We start from the raw sequence: 17,623 nt of genomic DNA, 5'->3' as shown, positions 1-17,623 counted from the left end.
GCGCTCACGTGCGGTATTTAAAAATGCCGTTCGCGCCCGGCAAACAGGTCGCGTAGATTGCCGCGATGACGCCAGACGATCAGGCCCGTGAGCGTGCTCATTGGCAGCAGTGCCGCTGGTTCTTGCCAGGCAAGCAGTGGCAGGGTCAATGGTGTGGCAATCAGAGCGGCGAGAGAGCTGGTGCGGGTCAGGTAGAACGTCAGCGACCAGGCGCAGACCGCCAGCAGCGCGGCGGGCGGGTAGAGTCCCAGCAGCATGCCTGCCGCGGTGGCGACACCCTTGCCACCGCGAAAGCGGAAGTACAGCGGAAACAGGTGACCGATAACGGCACAGACGCCGATCCAGGCCTGTTGCTGCAGTGAAAGGCCCACTGCACCTGCGATCAATACGGGTAGCAGGCCTTTGTTCAGGTCGCCGAGCAAGGTCAGGATGGCGAGCTTCTTGCCGGCCAGACGCAACATGTTGGTGGCACCGGCATTGCCCGAGCCACTCATTCGCGGATCGGGGTTCCCGGTCAGGCGGCTGAGCAAAATGGCGAAGGACAGAGAGCCGAGCAGGTAGGCGAGAGTCGCCAGTAACCAAAACATGCTAACTATTCCGGGCGAGGACGCCCTGATTCTAACGGCGCATTGCGCCCTTGTCGTGCAGTGGAGAGAAGTGCTTGGACAGAGTGTTTATCGAGGGCCTGGAAGTCGACACCGTGATTGGTGCCTACGACTGGGAACGAGGCATCCGACAGTGTCTGCGACTTGATCTGAGCTTTGCCTGGGACAATCGTCCGGCCGCCGCCGGTGATGACCTCACCTTGGCGCTCGACTACGCGAGCGTTTCGTCGCGCATCCAGGCGTTCGCCGAGCAGGCGCAGTTCCAGCTGGTGGAGACCTTTGCCGAGCGTCTGGCGGAAGTGCTGATGAGCGAATTCAAGATCACCTGGATGCACCTCAAGCTGACCAAGCCAGGTGCCGTCCCGGCGGCCACGGGTGTGGGCGTGGAGATCGAGCGCGGATGTCGCTGACTCAGGTGTATCTCGGGCTCGGTAGCAATATCGAGCGCGAAACCCATTTGCAGGCAGGCCTGGACGCCCTGGCGGGTTTCCTGGTGGATATGCGCTGCTCGGCGGTATTCGAAAGCCAGCCGGTGGGGATCAAGAGCGGGCCGTTTTTCAACTTTGTGGTCTCGGCCTTCACCGATCTGCCGCTGATGGAGCTGGATCGACGATTGAAATTCATCGAAGCGGATAACGGCCGTTACGCGCCGGACCGCAAGGGCTTGCCGCTGGATATCGACGTGCTGCTGTTTGGCGACCTGGTGGGCAACTTCGATGGCTTGGTCTTGCCTCGGGCAGAGATTCTGAAAAATGCGTTCGTGCTGTGGCCGTTGTCGCTGATTGCGCCGGATCGTGTGCATCCGGGCGTAGGCAAAAGCTTTGCGGCTTTATGGGGTGAGGCGCAGATCGATCAGGTGCTGGCGCCGGTTGCTTTCGAATGGCGCGGTGAGCAGCTGACCCCTTTGAATTTGCTGTGACCCTACGGGCGTCTTCGCGGGCAAGCCTCGCTCCTACAGGTTGGCGCCGAATATGTGAACGGCGCCAAACCTGTAGGAGCGAGGCTTGCCCGCGAAGCTTTTCAAACAGACGCCGCCTCTTTGTAAGCCTTCAACGCCTTGAGCCGCTCGCCCTTGATCGCCTCGCCCAACTCCGGGCCCTTGAATCCCTTCTCCAGCAACGGCTGAACGGCAACACTGCGCGCCGCAGTTGCCGCGCCCCGCAAATAATCCGCCTGTGGATAACTTCTCTGCTCCAAGCCTTTGCGCCCTCGAGCGTCCATCTCGCACGCCGCAATAAACTCCTCAAAGCGCTGAGGTCGACGATAGACGTCGAAACTCTGCAGCAATTCCAGCAAGGTCGACGCTTTCAGCTCCAGGGCACGATGGCCATGGGTGTGATACTTGCCCACCAGAAGCGCTAGTTCCTGACAGTCCTTCGGTGCCTTGAAGCGCTCGTTGACTGCTTTGATCAGCTTCAAGCCTTTGTGCTCGTGGGCAATGTGGCGGGGCCATTCTTCCTCGGGCGTCAATCCTTTGCCCAGGTCATGCAGCAGGCAGGCCCAGCGTACGGTCAGCGGTTGTTTGTGCAGCGCCGCTTGCTCCAACACGCTCAGGGTATGCACGCCCGTATCGATTTCCGGATGATGGGCTTCGGGTTGCGGTACGCCAAACAGTGCGTCGACTTCCGGCATCAGTACCTTGAGCGCGCCGCATTCGCGCAGCACCTCGATGAACACCTGGGGCTGGTCTTCCATTAGTGCGCGGGCTATTTCTTTCCAGCTGCGTTCTGCGGTTAACGCCTCCAATTCACCTGATTCGCTGAGGTGACGCATCAGCTCCAATGTCTCGGGGGCGACGGTGAAGCCCAGTTCGGCATAGCGCGCGGCGAAGCGGGCAACACGCAGAACACGGAGCGGATCTTCGGCGAACGCGGGGGAAACGTGACGCAGCAAGCGAGCCTCGAGATCCCGTTGGCCATGGTACGGGTCGGTCAGGTTCTGCTGATCGTCCTCGGCCATGGCGTTGATCGTCAGGTCGCGACGAATCAGATCTTCTTCGAGGGTGACGTCGGGGCTGGCGTGAAAGATGAAGCCGCCGTAGCCGCGCCCGTTTTTGCGTTCGGTGCGGGCGAGGGCGTATTCCTCACCGCTTTTTGGGTGAAGAAACACCGGGAAGTCCGCGCCCACCGGACGAAAGCCCTTGGCGAGCATTTCTTCGGTGGTGGCGCCCACAACGACCCAGTCGATATCGGTGACAGGCTTGCCCAGCAGGCGATCGCGTACTGCACCGCCGACTTTATAAATCTGCATAAAAAACCTCCGTTAGCCCGACAGAATAACCTTTGCGTCGAACTTCCGGAGGCAGAAAAACAGGATCAAAGATGAATGACTGCCAAGTCCAGCCGGCCGTAATCCCCCTCGCCATGCTCGCCTCTGGGCGGAACATGGTGGGTTTTCATCACCTGATCCCCTTGCAGGGTTTCCAGGTGAATGTCGAAGCCCCAGAGGCGGTGCAGATGCTTGAGCACTTCGTCGGTGGAATCGCCTAGCGGTTTACGGTCGTGTTGCTGGTGACGCAAGGTCAGGGACCGGTCACCACGTCGATCGATGCTGTAGATCTGTATGTTGGGTTCGCGATTGCCCAGGTTGTATTGCGCCGCCAGGGTTTCACGAATGGTTCGATAGCCCTCTTCGTCGTGTATTGCCGGAACCAGCAGATCGTCCTTCTGATCGTCATCGAGGATGCTGAACAGCTTGAGGTCGCGGATCACCTTGGGTGACAGGTACTGCAGGATGAAACTCTCGTCCTTGAAGCTGCTCATGGCGAATTTGATGCTGGACAGCCAGTCGGTGCCGGCGATTTCCGGAAACCAGCGATAGTCCTCTTCGGTGGGGTGTTCGCATATCCGGCGGATATCGCGATACATGGCAAAACCCAGGGTGTAGGGGTTGATGCCGTTGTAGTAGGGGCTGTCGAAGCCGGGTTGAAAGACCACGCTGGTATGGGAAGTCAGGAATTCCATCATGAAGCCTTCGGTGACCAGGCCTTCGTCATACAAGTCGTTCATCAAGGTGTAGTGCCAGAACGTGGCCCAGCCTTCGTTCATCACCTGGGTCTGGCGCTGTGGATAAAAATACTGGGCGATCTTGCGCACGATGCGCACGATTTCGCGCTGCCAAGGCTCCAGCAATGGGGCGTGTTTTTCGATGAAGTACAGGATGTTTTCCTGAGGTTCGGCGGGGAAGCGTGCGTTGTCCTTGTCGCTGTACTTGTCCGCGCCTTTTGGAATGGTCCGCCACAAATCGTTGATCTGCTTCTGCAAATGCTCTTCCCGATCCTTCTGCCGACGGCGTTCTTCTTCGGCGGAAATCGGATAAGGGCGCTTGTACCGGTCGACCCCGTAATTCATCAGCGCATGGCAGGAGTCGAGCAAGTCTTCTACCGCATCGATGCCGTGGCGTTCTTCGCACTGCATGATGTACTGCTTGGCAAACACCAGGTAATCAATGATTGAACTGGCGTCGGTCCAGGTGCGGAACAGGTAATTGCCTTTGAAGAAACTGTTATGGCCATAGCAGGCGTGAGCTACCACCAGAGCCTGCATGCAGATGGTGTTTTCTTCCATCAGATAGGCAATGCAGGGATCGGAGTTGATCACAATCTCGTAGGCCAGACCCATCTGGCCACGGCTGTAGGATTTTTCGGTGCTGAGAAAGTGTTTGCCATAGGACCAATGGTGATAACCCAAGGGCATGCCGACAGAGGCGTAGGCGTCCATCATCTGCTCGGCGGTGATCACTTCGATCTGGTTGGGGTACGTATCCAGCGCGTAGCGGGCCGCGAGACGACTGATTTCGCGGTCGTAGGCCTGGATCAGCTCGAATGTCCATTCGGAGCCGGTGGAAATGGGTTGGCGCTTCTGCTCTTTGGCGGTCATGTCACTAACCTGCGCTGGAAGAGTTCACGAAAGACCGGATAGATATCCCCGGCCGAGACCAGTTGCTGCTGGGCAAAAGTGTCAGAGAAGGCTTCGGCGATGCGTTCATATTCGAACCACAGGGCCTGGTGTTCGCGCGGGGTAATCTCAACATAAGTGTAGTACTGCACGAACGGCATGATCTGATTGATCAGGATGTCGCGGCAGATCGGCGAATCGTCGTTCCAGTTGTCGCCGTCGGAGGCCTGGGCGGCATAGATGTTCCATTCGTTGCTCGGATAACGCTCGGCCATGATCTCCTGCATCAGCTTCAGGGCGCTGGAGACAATGGTGCCGCCGGTTTCCCGGGAATAGAAAAATTCTTCCTCATCCACTTCGCGGGCGCTGGTGTGGTGGCGGATGAACACGACGTCGATTTTGTCGTAGTTCCGCTTGAGGAACAGGTACAGCAAGATGAAGAAGCGCTTGGCGATGTCTTTGGTCGCCTGGGTCATGGAGCCAGACACGTCCATCAGGCAAAACATCACTGCTTTGGAGCTGGGGTTCGGCTGCTTGATCAGCAAGTTGTACTTGAGGTCGAAGGTGTCGAGAAACGGCACTCGGTGAATGCGCGCGCTTAGTTTCTCGATTTCTGCTTCGAGGTCCTGGATATCGCCGAAGTTATCCGGTTCTTCCCGCTTAAGCCGCAGCAGTTCCTCTTTGACTTCGCGCAATTTCGCACGGCTGCTGCCGGACAAGGCAATGCGCCGGGCATGGGCCGAACGCAGTGTGCGGATAATGTTGATCCGTGACGGGTTGCCCTCGTTGCTGATGCCCGCGCGTACGGTCTTGAAGGTGTCGGTGCCGGTCAGGTGGCGTTTGACCAGGTTAGGCAGCTCAAGGTCCTCGAACATGAATTCGAGGAATTCCTCCTGGGTAATCTGGAAGACGAACTCGTCCATCCCTTCACCCGTGTTACCGGCCTTGCCGGGGCCTCTGCCGCCGCCACCTCCGGGCGGACGGGCAATGTGCTCGCCGCTGGTGAATTCCTTGTTGCCGGGGTGCACGATGGTTTGCTTGCCGCCACGACCGTGGTGAAGCACTGGCTCGTCGATGTCGCGGCCGGGAATGCTGATCTGCTCGCCGTGTTCCATATCGGTAATGGAGCGCCGGCTGACCGCCTCTTCGACAGCCTTTTTGATGTGGTCACGGTAGCGCCGCAGAAACCGCTGGCGGTTTACCGTGCTCTTGTTCTTGCCATTGAGACGTCGGTCGATCACATAGCTCATGACTGCTCCTTAGAAGCTGTCCTGAAAGGGGCGAGCGTTAAAGCAGCATAAGCCAGCCTGAGGGTATTCACGCTCCTCCAAGCGCTTTTTGCTGCCTGAACCTCGCTACCGCATTTCGGACACCTCCAGAGGCCTGTGTAACAGAAAAAGCGTAAACAGGCCTCGGGCTAACGACAACCGGTCTGACCGGCAGCGGGTTACTGTGATTTTCTGACCCGCAGGTACCACTCGGACAGCAGTCGTACCTGTTTGTCGGTGTAGCCCCGCTCGACCATCCGTGTGACGAAGTCGTTGTGCTTCTGCTGATCCTCTTTGCTGGCCTTGGCGTTGAAGCTGATGACCGGCAGCAAGTCCTCGGTGTTGGAGAACATTTTCTTCTCGATGACCACCCGCAGTTTTTCGTAGCTGAGCCAGGTTGGGTTCTTGCCGTTGTTGTTGGCTCGGGCGCGCAGTACGAAGTTGACGATTTCGTTGCGGAAATCCTTCGGATTGCTGATGCCGGCCGGTTTTTCGATTTTCTCCAGTTCTTCGTTCAGGGCTACGCGGTTGAGGATCTCGCCAGTTTCCGGATCGCGGTATTCCTGATCCTGAATCCAGAAGTCGGCGTACAGCACGTAGCGATCGAAGATGTTCTGGCCGTACTCGCTGTAAGACTCGAGATAGGCAGTCTGGATCTCCTTGCCGATGAATTCGATATAACGCGGCGCCAGGTACTCTTTCAGGAAGCGCAGATAGCGTTCGCGGGTCTCGGCCTGGAATTGTTCCTGTTCGATCTGCTGTTCCAGCACGTAGAGCAGATGCACCGGGTTGGCGGCGATTTCGTGCGGATCGAAGTTGAAAACCTTCGACAGAATCTTGAAGGCGAAGCGGGTCGATAGACCGTTCATGCCTTCGTCGACACCCGCTGCGTCACGGTATTCCTGGATCGACTTGGCCTTGGGATCGGTGTCCTTGAGGTTTTCGCCGTCATACACGCGCATCTTGGAGTAGATGTTGGAGTTTTCCGGCTCCTTGAGGCGCGAGAGCACGGTAAATTGCGCGAGCATTTTCAGGGTGTCGGGCGCGCAATGGGCCTTGGCCAGCGAGCTGTTGAACAGAAGCTTGTCGTAGATCTTCACCTCGTCGCTGACGCGCAGGCAATACGGTACTTTGACGATATAGATCCGGTCGATGAACGCTTCGTTGTTCTTGTTGTTCCGGAAGGTGTGCCATTCCGATTCGTTGGAGTGGGCGAGCAGGATCCCGGTAAACGGAATCGCCCCCAGGCCTTCGGTGCTGTTGTAGTTGCCTTCCTGGGTGGCTGTCAGCAATGGGTGCAGCACCTTGATCGGTGCCTTGAACATTTCGACGAACTCCATCAGGCCCTGGTTGGCCCGGCACAGCGCCCCGGAGTAGCTGTAGGCATCGGCGTCGTTCTGTGGGAACTCTTCCAGTTTGCGAATATCGACCTTGCCCACCAGTGCCGAGATATCCTGGTTGTTTTCATCTCCCGGCTCGGTTTTCGCGACCGCGATCTGGTTGAGGATCGACGGGTACAGTTTCACCACGCGGAACTGGCTGATGTCGCCGCCGAATTCGGCCAAACGCTTGGTGGCCCATGGCGACATGATGGTATTGAGATAGCGCCGGGGAATGCCGAAGTCTTCTTCGAGGATCGCGCCATCTTCGGTGGCGTTGAACAGACCCAGAGGCGACTCGAAAACCGGCGAGCCCTTGATTGCATAGAAGGGCACTTTCTCGATCAGTTGTTTGAGCTTTTCGGCCAGGGACGACTTACCGCCACCGACAGGGCCGAGCAGGTAGAGGATCTGTTTCTTTTCTTCCAGACCCTGAGCGGCATGCCGGAAATACGACACGATCTGGTCGATGCATTCTTCCATCCCGTGGAAGTCTTCAAAGGCCGGATAGCGGCGGATCACCTTGTTGGAAAAGATTCGCGACAGCCTCGAGTTGGTCGAGGTGTCGAGCAGCTCCGGTTCACCGATGGCCAGCAAAAGACGCTCAGCTGCGGAAACATAGGCGCTGCGGTCCTTTTTGCACAGCTCCAGGTACTCTTGCAGAGAGAGTTCTTCCTGGCGCGTGGACTCGAAGCGTTGTTGGAAGTGGCTAAAGATACTCATGACGTCACCTCGCTCGATACGTGGAGCCGACGCCGGATCAGTCAGTCGATGCTGGCAAGCAACTGAATATGCAGTTGCTGTTTACCCCCCAGAACACCTCCAGAGTATCAACCCTGAAAGCTACTCCCGATGACCCGCGCGCCGGTGTACCGGCTCTCCCCTGTTTTGGATGGCCTGCGCTTAAGGATAGTTCGGAATCTTGAAGGCAAAGGCGCAATAAGTAATTAGTTGTGGCAGACCGTTCGTCAGCCAGCGCGCAAGCCCGCGGGGGCCGGGCCTTGCACGCCTTGAAAAAAATTATTCGGAAGTGCCTTGCGCCGTTTCCGAAGGATAGGTCGTACGCCACAGCTCAAAACCGCCATCCATGCTATAGACGTCGGAAAAGCCCTGACTGATCAGGTAAGCGGCTGCGCCTTGGCTGGAATTGCCGTGATAGCAGACCACTACCGTCGGCGCGTCCAGGTCGGCGCCCTGAATGAAAGCATGCAGAGAATGGTTGTCCAGATGCTTGGAGCCGGCAATGTGCAGCGCGGCAAACGTTGCCGGGTCGCGGACATCGACCACCACCGCGCCTTGTTCGCGCAGGGCCTGGGCTTGCTCTGGGGGGATACGTTTGAATTCGCTCATGGCGGGCTCCTGTGGCTCGGCTGAAAGCGCAGTCTAGCGCGGGGCGCTGGCTGACGTTTGTTCGGGAATGGAGGCGGCGACTGGCGGTTGAAGGTTGCCATGGGCGTCGCATTTACATTGCAGGCGCTCGCCAGTGTCGACGTTCATCAGGGTCATGGCGCCACCCCAGACGCAACCGGTGTCGAGGGCAAACAGACCCGGCTCGTTGCACTGGCCTTCGAGCGCAGCCCAATGACCAAAGATGATCTTCAGGCCTTTGGTCTTGCGCTCTTTGTGGGTGAACCACGGCGCATAGCCCGGCGGCGCGGTGTCGATGCCTTCCTTGCCCTTGAGATCCAGCTTGCCGTCGCTGGTGCAAAAACGCATCCGGGTGAAATAGTTGGTGATGACTCGCAAGCGCGCCGCGCCTTTGAGGTCGTTGTCCCATTTCACCGGCTCGTTGCCATACATGCCGTCAAGGTAAGGCGCGAAGCGATTGTCGTCGCGCAGGGCTTCCTCGACTTCGGCGGCGCACTTCAAGGCTTTGCGCAGCGACCATTGAGGCGGAATGCCGGCATGGACCAGGGCGATATCGCGCTGTTCGTCATAGTGCATGAGCTTTTGCTGGCGAACCCACTCCAGCAGCTCCCCGCAATCGGGTGCTTGAAGAATCTCGCGTAGCGTGTCGGCCTTCTTCAGGCGTTCGATGTTTTGCCCGACGGCCAGCAAGTGCAGGTCATGATTGCCGAGCACGCAGATCAGCGATTCGCGGATGTTATAGAGGAAGCGCAAGGTTTCCAGCGACTGCGGGCCTCGGTTGATGAGGTCACCCACCAGCCACAGACGGTCCCGGGCGGGGTCGAAGGCGACTTGCTTGAGCAGGCATTGCAGCGGTTCAAGGCAACCTTGCAAGTCGCCGACGGCATACGTCGCCATCAGTGCAGGGCTCCGGGTACTGCCAGACGGAATGGTGCGATGACAGCATCGAAGTGTTTACCGTCGGAGGCGACCATTTCATAAGTGCCTTGCATCGTACCGACCTTGGAGGTCATGACAGTGCCGCTGCTGTAAGTGTGGCTCTTGCCCACATCGATCAGCGGCTGCTGGCCGACGACGCCTGCACCGCGAACCTCCTCGACATGCCCGTCACCGTCGGTGATCACCCAGTGCCGTGAAAGCAGTTTGGCGGGCACCAAGCCATTGTTCTGCACGGTGATGGTGTAGGCGAAGGCAAAGCGATTGTGCTCGGGTTGCGATTGTTCTGCCAGATAGCGGGTGACGACGCTGACGTCGACCTGATAACGAGGATCGGACATGCAAAAGGCCTTAGAAACGAAGCGGGACGCGGGGCGTAGCTGATAGAACTCAGTCTAGGCCAAGTATCGGGTAGTAAACCAGAGTGGCGTCCTACCCGATAGCGCTCATCGCCTGTCAGTCGGTGGCAGGCTTTTGTAGGACTTGTTCGCTGAGCTTGTCGGCCAGGCGCACGAAGGCAGCCAGATCGAGCTGCTCGGGCCGCAGGCTGCCATCAACGCCGGCGGCTTCGATTTCAGCGTTGCTCAGCAGCAGTTTGAGAGTGTTGCGCAATGTTTTGCGGCGCTGGTTGAAGGCTTCGCGCACGACGCGCTCCAGCAGTTTGTGATCTTTGGCTGGATGCGGGAGTACCGCGTGAGGCACCAGGCGCACGATGGCCGAATCGACCTTCGGCGGCGGATTGAATGCGCCAGGGCCAACGTTGAACAGATGTTCGACCCGGCAGTGATACTGAACCATGATCGAAAGGCGACCCCAGTCACCGCCACCAGGGCCGGCCGCCATACGTTCGACCACTTCCTTTTGCAACATGAAGTGCATGTCGCGGATCAGGCTGGCGTTATGCAGCAGGTGGAAAATCAGCGGCGTAGAGATGTTGTACGGCAGGTTGCCGACTACCCGAAGACTGCCCGGTGCTGCGTTCAGACTGGTGAAGTCGAACTTCAGCGCATCACCTTGGTGCAGGTTGAAATTGCTCCTGCCGGCGAACTGCTGATTGAGGATCGGAACCAGGTCTTTGTCCAGCTCCACCACGTCCAGCTGGGCGCCGCTGTTGAGCAGGCCCTGGGTCAGCGCACCCTGGCCCGGGCCGATTTCCAGCAGACGGTCTTCGGATTTTGCGTGAATGGAGCGCAGGATACGGTCGATAACGCCGGCATCGTGCAGGAAGTTCTGGCCGAAGCGCTTGCGCGCCCGGTGTTGGTAATGTTCGGTCATAAACGGGTCTCGGCCATCTGGTAGGCGGTTTCCAGGGCGACTTGCAGGCTGCCGGTATCGATTTTGCCGCTGCCGGCCAGATCCAGGGCAGTGCCGTGGTCGACCGATGTGCGAATGATCGGCAAGCCGAGGGTCACGTTGACTGCCGCGCCGAAGCCTTTGTATTTCAGCACGGGCAGGCCCTGGTCATGGTACATCGCCAGCACCGCGTCGCAGTGCTCCAGATATTTGGGGGTAAACAGAGTGTCGGCGGGCAGGGGGCCGCGAAGGTCCATGCCCTCGCCGCGCAGGCGCTCTAATGTAGGTTCGATGATGTCGATTTCTTCATGGCCCAGATGGCCGCCTTCACCGGCGTGCGGATTAAGCCCGCAAACCAGGATGCGTGGCTGGGCGATGCCGAATTTTTCTTGCAGGTCGGCGTGCAGAATCCGCGTGACCCGTTCCAGACGCTCCGGCGTGATTGCATCAGCAATCTCGCGAAGGGGCAGGTGGGTGGTAACCAGCGCCACACGCAAACCGCGGGTGGCGAGCATCATCACCACTTGCGCGGTATGAGTCAGGTCAGCGAGGAATTCCGTGTGCCCGGAAAAGGCGATTCCGGATTCATTGATCACGCCTTTGTGCACAGGGGCGGTGATCATGCCGGCGAAATGCCCGTCCAGGCAACCCTTGCCAGCACGCGTCAGGGTTTCCAGGACGAAAGCCGCATTGGCTTTGTCCAGTTGCCCGGCGGTGACCTTGGCGTTGAGCGGCGTATCCCACACATACAGGCTGTTGGCCGGGGCGGGAGCATCTGGCCAGCTGTCCGGCGTTACCGGCAGCAGATCGACAATCACACCCAGCTGCGCGGCCCGCTCGAGGAGCAGGTCGCGGCTGGTAATGGCAATCAGGGGGTGTGGCTGGGCTTGCGAGGCGAGCAGCAGGCACAGGTCAGGACCTATGCCGGCCGGTTCGCCGGGGGTCAACGCGAAACGCTTGGGTTTCACTGCGTTGCCTGGTCTGCACCAGGGAGCTTGATTTCGACGTACGCTTCGTCACGGATCTGACGCAGCCAGGTTTGCAGCTCTTCGTCGTATTTGCGGTTACGCAGTACGGTCATCGCTTGTTGCTCACGGGCCTGGGTGGTGCTGTCGGTGGCGCGACGGCCAAGGACTTCCAGAACGTGCCAGCCATATTGAGTCTGGAACGGCTTGGACAGCTGACCTTGTGGGGTCTTGGCCATCACTTCGCGGAATTCAGGCACCAGTGAATTCGGGTCGATCCAGTTCAGATCGCCACCGTTGAGAGCGGAACCCGGATCTTCCGAGAAGCTTTTCGCCAGCTCGCCAAAGTCTTCGCCCGCTTCGATACGCGAGTAGAGCGATTGAGCCAGGGCTTTGGTTTTTTCTTCGTCGCGGATCGGGCTTGGTTTGACCAGGATGTGACGAACGTGCACTTCATCCCGCACCTGGGCTTCGCCGCCACGCTTGTCGAGGATCTTCAGGATGATGAAGCCGCCCGGTGTGCGCATTGGCTGGGTCACATCGCCAACTGCCATGGTGCCCAGCAGGCGATCGAACGGAGGTGGCAGTTGGGCGGCTTTACGCCAGCCCATATCGCCGCCTTCCAGCGCGGTTTCACTGGCGGATTTGGCGATTGCCAACTGACCGAAGTCAGCGCCTTGCTTGAGCTGCTGGTAAACCGCATCGGCTTGTTTGGCGGCATTCTGAATCGCGTCGGAGTTGGCGCTTTCCGGCGTAGGAATCAGGATGTTGGCCAGACGAAATTCTTCGGACAGCTGCATCTTGCCCAGATCGGACGCCAGGAAGTTCTTCACTTCCTGCTCGGACACCTGGATGCGTTCAGCTACACGGCGCTGACGCACACGGCTGATGATCATTTCGCGGCGGATCTGGTCACGAGCGTCGTCATAAGACAGACCGTCGCGAGCCAGGGCGGCGCGAAATTGTTCGATCGACATGTTATTGCGCTGGGCAATGGTGCCGACTGCCTGGTTCAGTTCTTCGTCGGTGATGCGGATGCCGGAGCGTTCGCCGATCTGCAGTTGTAGGTTTTCGACGATCAGACGCTCGAGCACCTGCTGATCCAGTACGCCTGCAGGCGGTACGGCAGCACCGCGTTTGGCGATGGTTTGCTGAACTTCATGAACACGCTGGTCCAGTTGGCTCTGCATGACCACGTCATTGTCGACGATGGCCACCACTTTATCGATGGACTGTACCGCGGCGTTGGCCGCGGTACCCAGGAACAGCGCGCCCAGCATTAGCGGGCGCAGACAATCAGAAAGCTTGGTCTTCACGTTCACGATAACCTTGGATGCCTTTGTCGAGGAAACTCTCTACCTTGGCGCCGGTGAGGCCGCCGAGTCCCTTCAGAACAATTTGGAGGAAGACGCCGTGGTCGCCTTTTTCGTTTTCCGGGGCGTTCTGACTGAACTCTTCATAGTCGACCCAGTAACGGTTGATCAGGCGCAATTTCCAGCAGCAGTTGTCGTATTCGAAACCACCGAAGGCTTCCAGAGTACGGTTGCGGTTGTAGTCATACTGCCAGCGGCTGATAGCATTCCACTGCGGCACGATCGGCCAGATCACCGAGAAATCGTGCTGCTTGATCTTGTAGTAGTCCTTCACATAGCCAGGTTGGCCAGGGGTGCCATAGTCACCGCCGCCCACCTGCCATCTACCCGTGTTCTGATCATAACGGACCTGGTCGTTGCGGTAGCGATAACCGGCGTTGATGACCTTGTTCGGGTTGTCTTCAGGCTGGTAGTGGAACATCGCGCTGCCCGAGCGAGGGCTGCGGCTGTCCGGGTCCCAGTTGTAGTCGGCCGTGGTGCGCCAGTCGCGGTTCCAGCGATATTCGTATTCCAGCGCGTACGGTGAAACGTTGGCTTGAGCATCGGCGCGGGTTTTCGCATCGATACCTGGCAACTGGACTTCGCGGTCCTTGAAGTACAAGGCCTGGCCGACGCTGATGCGTTGACGTTCGAAGCCGTTTTCTTCGATCCAGCGGTTGGTCACGCCCAGCGACAGCTTGTTCTCGTCACCGACACGGTCGGAGCCGGAGAAGCGGTTGTCGCGGAACAGCGAGGCGTAGTTGAAGGTGTATTCGCCTGTATCGAAAACCGGAATGTCTTCCTGATCAGTCTCTGGGACGTAGAGATAGAACAGGCGCGGTTCGAGTGTCTGGCGATAGTTCTTGCCGAACCATTGCGTATCGCGATCGAAGTACAGGCCGCTGTCGATGCTCGCGATCGGCACACCACGATTCTGGTTACGGCTGTAGGTGCCGTTGAGCCGGTCCGCTTCTGCGCTTTGTGCAGCAACCTGATTTTTGCCGGTACCATCCAGATCCAGATCGTACTGGGTGTACTGGTACTTCAGGGATGGTTTCAAGAAACCATAAGTCCAGTTCAGCGGCAGGCTGACACCCGGCTTGAGGTTCAAACGGTTGCCGTTGGCACGTGCCAGGCCAGTCACGTTGTTATCAAGACGCGACTCGACGGTACCGTCTTCATTTACGAAGTCGCCGTTCTTCAAGTCACGCTCAAACCGCACGGCCTCTGTTTCGTAATCGAAATCCAGACCTTGCGGATGGTAGGGCAGTTGTCCGTTAAAGGTGATCTGCGGCAAACGATCATAAGGCGTGATGTTCGAAACAGTCGCCAGCTGATAAGCCTGGGCATTCAAGCGAGCGGTATAGCTGTCGCCACGATAGGTGACAGAACCTTGCTGATTCACGAAATCGGCACTTTTCACACCAATCTGATCAGACTGCAGATCCTGGAAGTAATACGGGTCGCTGATCTTGGTGTAATCGACCTGAGTCATTACGCGCGAGTCCAGACCACCCTTGTGCTGCCAGTTGTACATGTAGCGGGTTTTTTCGTAGTCGGTCTGCAGCTTGCGATCGTCGTTCTCGTCGTTGAGGTACGCGGCGCCGAACTGACCTTCGCTGGACTTGGTCAGGTAGCGGAACTCGCCTTCCATCAACAGGCCACGCTTGCTCATGTAGCGCGGGTACAACGTGGCATCGTAGTTCGGTGCCAGGTTGAAGTAGTACGGTGTAACCAGCAGGAAGCCGGTATCGCTGCCGGAGCCTATGGTCGGCGGCAGGAAGCCGGACTGGCGACGGTCGTCGATCGGGAAGTAGATGTACGGCGTATACAGAACCGGAATGTCCTTGACCCGCAACGTCACGTTGGTCGCGGTACCGAAGCCGGTCGCCGGGTTCAAGGTGATGTTGTTGCCCTTGAGCTGCCAGGCGTTGCTGTCCGGTTCGCACGTGGTGTACGTACCATCCTTGAGACGGATGATCGCGTTCTCGGCACGCTTGGCATACAGCGCGTTACCGCGGATACGCGATTTGTGCATCACGTATTCGGCGTTGTCGACCTTGGCTTCACCGGTGTCGAGCTGCACGTCGGCGTGGTCGCCCACGATCAGGGCGCCATTGTCGCGAATGCGCACGTTGCCGCTCAGTTCGCCACGACTTTCGGCCTGGTACAGGTTCGCTTCGTCGGCTTCGGCCTGCATGCTGCCCTGACGCATGACCACGTCACCGGCCAGGGTAGCGATCTGTTCTTCCTGCTTATAGCGGGAGGCTTTGGCGCCGATAAAGGTAGGTGCGTCACTTTTATCCGTCTTGTCATTCATGCCAGGACGAATCGGTTCGATATAGGAACCAGCGCAGTAAGGACCTGTTTCGGCCAATTGCGCTGCGGTGAGCTTCTCGCGCGGAACCCAGTCGAGGTGACTGTAGTCTTCACTACGCGACTTCAGGCCGCGACCCTTGGACTCGGTAACCAGCACGGGTTTGGCGCCGGTGTCTGCGCTGGAACCGGTGTCTGCCGCAGCTTCACCCGTGGCGGAAACTGCGCTGCCCTCATGGACGGGGCGTGGCGGCAATGCAGCCGCCGGCGCCTTTGGCGCACAGTCCCAGGCACCCGAAGCAGAGACGGAGCAGTCATACTGTTCCGCGGCGACCACGAACGAAGTGGCTAGAGGTTGCAGGGCCAGCAGACTGCCGGTCACCAACAACGGAAATTTTTTACGAAACGCGGGGGATTTCAATGCCATCTTATTAGTCCGGGCTTCCTGCGTGCCATCTGCCCGCGGTGTGGGCCGCACGCCTCTCGATGGTCTGAAAAAGATGCTGGATAATAAAGCATGACCCGCTTGACGGCTAGCGCCGTCGGAGACCCTTGCAATGCCTGACCAAGATGTACGCTTGCAACACCTGAAAGTTTGGCTCGATGAACAGTTGGCTATCCTCTTTGCAGCACAAGGTTGGGGCACCGTGCCCCCGGCCACGTTGACTGCGGCCAGTAGCGACGCGAGTTTTCGGCGCTATTTCCGCTGGGAAGGCGAAGGCAGAAGTTTTGTCGTGATGGACGCGCCGCCGCCCCAGGAAAACTGCAAACCCTTTGTGGATATCGCTTTTCTGCTGGCGAAATCCGGAATAAACGTGCCGAAAATTTATGCCGAAGACCTCGAACGTGGTTTTCTTTTACTCAATGACCTGGGCAACAAGACTTATCTGGACGTGATCGACAGCGAAAATGCCGACGATTTGTTCAAGGATGCCCTGCAGGCGCTGCTGGCTTTCCAACAGTTGCCGATGGTGGCGCCGCTACCGAGTTATGACGTGGCGCTGCTGCGTCGCGAGCTGGAACTGTTCCCCGAGTGGTACGTGAAGCGCGAACTGGGCATTGAGTTCGACTCGGCGCAGCAAGCGCTCTGGCAGCAGGCCAGCGACTTGCTGATCGATAGCGCTCTCGCTCAACCCAAAGTCCTGGTGCATCGCGACTACATGCCGCGCAACCTGATGCTCAGCGAGCCGAATCCCGGCGTGCTGGATTTCCAGGACGCGGTCTACGGGCCGGTGACTTATGACGTGACTTGCCTGTTCAAGGACGCCTTCCTCAGCTGGCCTGAAGAGCGCGTGCGTGCCTGGCTGGAGGATTACTGGCAGCAAGCAGGCGCGCTGGACATCCCGGTTCAGCCAGACTTTGAAGACTTTCTGCGCGCCAGCGACCTGATGGGCGTGCAGCGCCACTTGAAAGTCATCGGCATTTTCGCCCGCATCTGCCATCGCGATGGCAAACCGCGCTACCTCGGCGATGTGCCGCGCTTCTTTGCTTATATAGACGCGGTCATCGCCCGTCGCCCTGAACTGGCGGAGTTGGGTGAATTGCTGGTCAGTCTGCGTGCTGGAGCGACTGCATGAAGGCAATGATTCTGGCCGCGGGTAAAGGCGAGCGCATGCGTCCGCTGACCCTGACCACACCAAAACCGCTGGTTCGCGTCGGCGGTGTACCCTTGATCGAGTATCACCTGAGAGCATTGACCGCTGCAGGATTTACCGAGATCGTGATCAACCATGCCTGGCTCGGTCAGCAGATCGAAGATTATCTGGGCGATGGTTCGCGGTATGGCGTGAGCATTCAGTACTCGGCGGAAGGTGAACCGCTGGAGACCGGTGGCGGTATTTTCCGTGCGTTGCCGTTGTTGGGTGACGAGGCTTTTGTGGTGGTCAATGGTGATATCTGGACCGACTACGACTTCAGCGTGTTGCATCAGCCCATCGTCGGGCTCGCTCATCTGGTATTGGCGGACAACCCGGCGCATCACCCGAGTGGAGATTTCACTTTGGTCGATGGCCATGTGCAGGACGGTCAGCCGGATGCATCAACCCTGACCTACAGCGGTATCGCCGTGTTGCATCCGCAGCTGTTTGACGGGTGCTCGGCCGGTGCCTTCAAGCTTGCGCCGCTGCTGCGCAAAGCGATGGCTGACGGGCAAGTGACCGGCGAGCGCCTGAATGGGCATTGGGTGGATGTCGGCACCCACGAGCGCCTGGCTGAAGTCGAAACTCTGATAGAAGCGAGACGCTGA

General features: G+C 58.5%; 16 protein-coding genes. 4 read left to right on the top strand and 12 right to left on the bottom strand.

Features of this window, described 5'->3' with window-relative positions:
* Nucleotides 1-17: 17 nt before the first annotated feature.
* Entirely contained in the window at nucleotides 18-587 is a 570-nt protein-coding gene (plsY, locus tag NHU87_RS21190; RefSeq protein WP_253552250.1) for a glycerol-3-phosphate 1-O-acyltransferase PlsY, read from the bottom strand.
* A 74-nt stretch (nucleotides 588-661) separates the two neighbouring features.
* Between plsY and folB the strand changes: the two genes are divergently transcribed.
* The gene (folB, locus tag NHU87_RS21185) at nucleotides 662-1,015 is read left to right on the top strand and encodes a dihydroneopterin aldolase (protein WP_253552248.1); all 354 of its coding nucleotides are present in this window, start codon (nucleotides 662-664) and stop codon (nucleotides 1,013-1,015) included.
* Nucleotides 1,006-1,524 carry a 2-amino-4-hydroxy-6-hydroxymethyldihydropteridine diphosphokinase gene (folK, locus tag NHU87_RS21180; RefSeq protein WP_253552246.1) on the top strand — a complete coding sequence of 173 codons (519 nt, stop codon included), beginning with the start codon at nucleotides 1,006-1,008 and terminating at the stop codon, nucleotides 1,522-1,524. The genes folB and folK overlap by 10 nt, the downstream gene beginning before the upstream one ends.
* Before the next feature lie 101 nt (nucleotides 1,525-1,625).
* Here folK and NHU87_RS21175 read toward each other — a convergent pair whose 3' ends face one another.
* From NHU87_RS21175 to NHU87_RS21125, 11 genes are all read right to left on the bottom strand, one after another.
* Entirely contained in the window at nucleotides 1,626-2,855 is a 1,230-nt protein-coding gene (locus NHU87_RS21175) for a multifunctional CCA addition/repair protein (protein ID WP_253552244.1), read from the bottom strand.
* A gap of 65 nt (nucleotides 2,856-2,920) precedes the next feature.
* Nucleotides 2,921-4,483: a SpoVR family protein gene (locus tag NHU87_RS21170; protein WP_253552243.1), complete on the bottom strand. Its 1,563-nt coding sequence runs from the start codon at nucleotides 4,481-4,483 to the stop codon at nucleotides 2,921-2,923.
* Nucleotides 4,480-5,751 carry a YeaH/YhbH family protein gene (locus NHU87_RS21165; protein ID WP_192344792.1) on the bottom strand — a complete coding sequence of 424 codons (1,272 nt, stop codon included), beginning with the start codon at nucleotides 5,749-5,751 and terminating at the stop codon, nucleotides 4,480-4,482. Before NHU87_RS21165 ends, NHU87_RS21170 begins: the two co-directional genes overlap by 4 nt.
* 197 nt (nucleotides 5,752-5,948) lie before the next feature.
* Entirely contained in the window at nucleotides 5,949-7,871 is a 1,923-nt protein-coding gene (locus NHU87_RS21160; protein WP_007904259.1) for a PrkA family serine protein kinase, read from the bottom strand.
* Nucleotides 7,872-8,168: 297 nt separating this feature from the next.
* Complete coding sequence (gene glpE / locus NHU87_RS21155) at nucleotides 8,169-8,498, bottom strand: thiosulfate sulfurtransferase GlpE (RefSeq protein ID WP_030130002.1); 330 nt, start codon at nucleotides 8,496-8,498, stop codon at nucleotides 8,169-8,171.
* Nucleotides 8,499-8,531: 33 nt separating this feature from the next.
* On the bottom strand, nucleotides 8,532-9,413 hold the full coding sequence (locus NHU87_RS21150) for a symmetrical bis(5'-nucleosyl)-tetraphosphatase (RefSeq protein WP_253552242.1): 882 nt from the start codon (nucleotides 9,411-9,413) through the stop codon (nucleotides 8,532-8,534).
* Complete coding sequence (apaG, locus tag NHU87_RS21145; protein ID WP_253552241.1) at nucleotides 9,413-9,793, bottom strand: Co2+/Mg2+ efflux protein ApaG; 381 nt, start codon at nucleotides 9,791-9,793, stop codon at nucleotides 9,413-9,415. The genes NHU87_RS21150 and apaG overlap by 1 nt, the downstream gene beginning before the upstream one ends.
* 115 nt (nucleotides 9,794-9,908) lie before the next feature.
* Nucleotides 9,909-10,727: a 16S rRNA (adenine(1518)-N(6)/adenine(1519)-N(6))-dimethyltransferase RsmA gene (gene rsmA, locus NHU87_RS21140; protein ID WP_253552240.1), complete on the bottom strand. Its 819-nt coding sequence runs from the start codon at nucleotides 10,725-10,727 to the stop codon at nucleotides 9,909-9,911.
* Nucleotides 10,724-11,713, bottom strand: a complete 990-nt coding sequence (gene pdxA, locus NHU87_RS21135; protein ID WP_253552239.1) for a 4-hydroxythreonine-4-phosphate dehydrogenase PdxA — start codon at nucleotides 11,711-11,713, stop codon at nucleotides 10,724-10,726. The genes rsmA and pdxA overlap by 4 nt, the downstream gene beginning before the upstream one ends.
* Nucleotides 11,710-13,026 carry a peptidylprolyl isomerase SurA gene (gene surA / locus NHU87_RS21130; RefSeq protein ID WP_253552238.1) on the bottom strand — a complete coding sequence of 439 codons (1,317 nt, stop codon included), beginning with the start codon at nucleotides 13,024-13,026 and terminating at the stop codon, nucleotides 11,710-11,712. Before surA ends, pdxA begins: the two co-directional genes overlap by 4 nt.
* On the bottom strand, nucleotides 13,007-15,805 hold the full coding sequence (locus NHU87_RS21125) for an LPS-assembly protein LptD (RefSeq protein ID WP_253552236.1): 2,799 nt from the start codon (nucleotides 15,803-15,805) through the stop codon (nucleotides 13,007-13,009). Before NHU87_RS21125 ends, surA begins: the two co-directional genes overlap by 20 nt.
* 130 nt (nucleotides 15,806-15,935) lie before the next feature.
* On the opposite strand from NHU87_RS21125, the gene NHU87_RS21120 reads away from it, so the two are divergent.
* Complete coding sequence (locus tag NHU87_RS21120) at nucleotides 15,936-16,955, top strand: aminoglycoside phosphotransferase family protein (RefSeq protein WP_253552234.1); 1,020 nt, start codon at nucleotides 15,936-15,938, stop codon at nucleotides 16,953-16,955.
* Nucleotides 16,952-17,623, top strand: a complete 672-nt coding sequence (gene murU, locus NHU87_RS21115; RefSeq protein ID WP_253552232.1) for an N-acetylmuramate alpha-1-phosphate uridylyltransferase MurU — start codon at nucleotides 16,952-16,954, stop codon at nucleotides 17,621-17,623. Before NHU87_RS21120 ends, murU begins: the two co-directional genes overlap by 4 nt.

It is taken from the genome of Pseudomonas mandelii (genome assembly GCF_024138395.1).
GTDB classification, from domain to species: domain Bacteria; phylum Pseudomonadota; class Gammaproteobacteria; order Pseudomonadales; family Pseudomonadaceae; genus Aquipseudomonas; species Aquipseudomonas mandelii_E.
The sequence above is the reverse complement of the archived record's forward strand: the minus strand, read 5'-3'. Positions and strand labels throughout refer to the sequence as shown.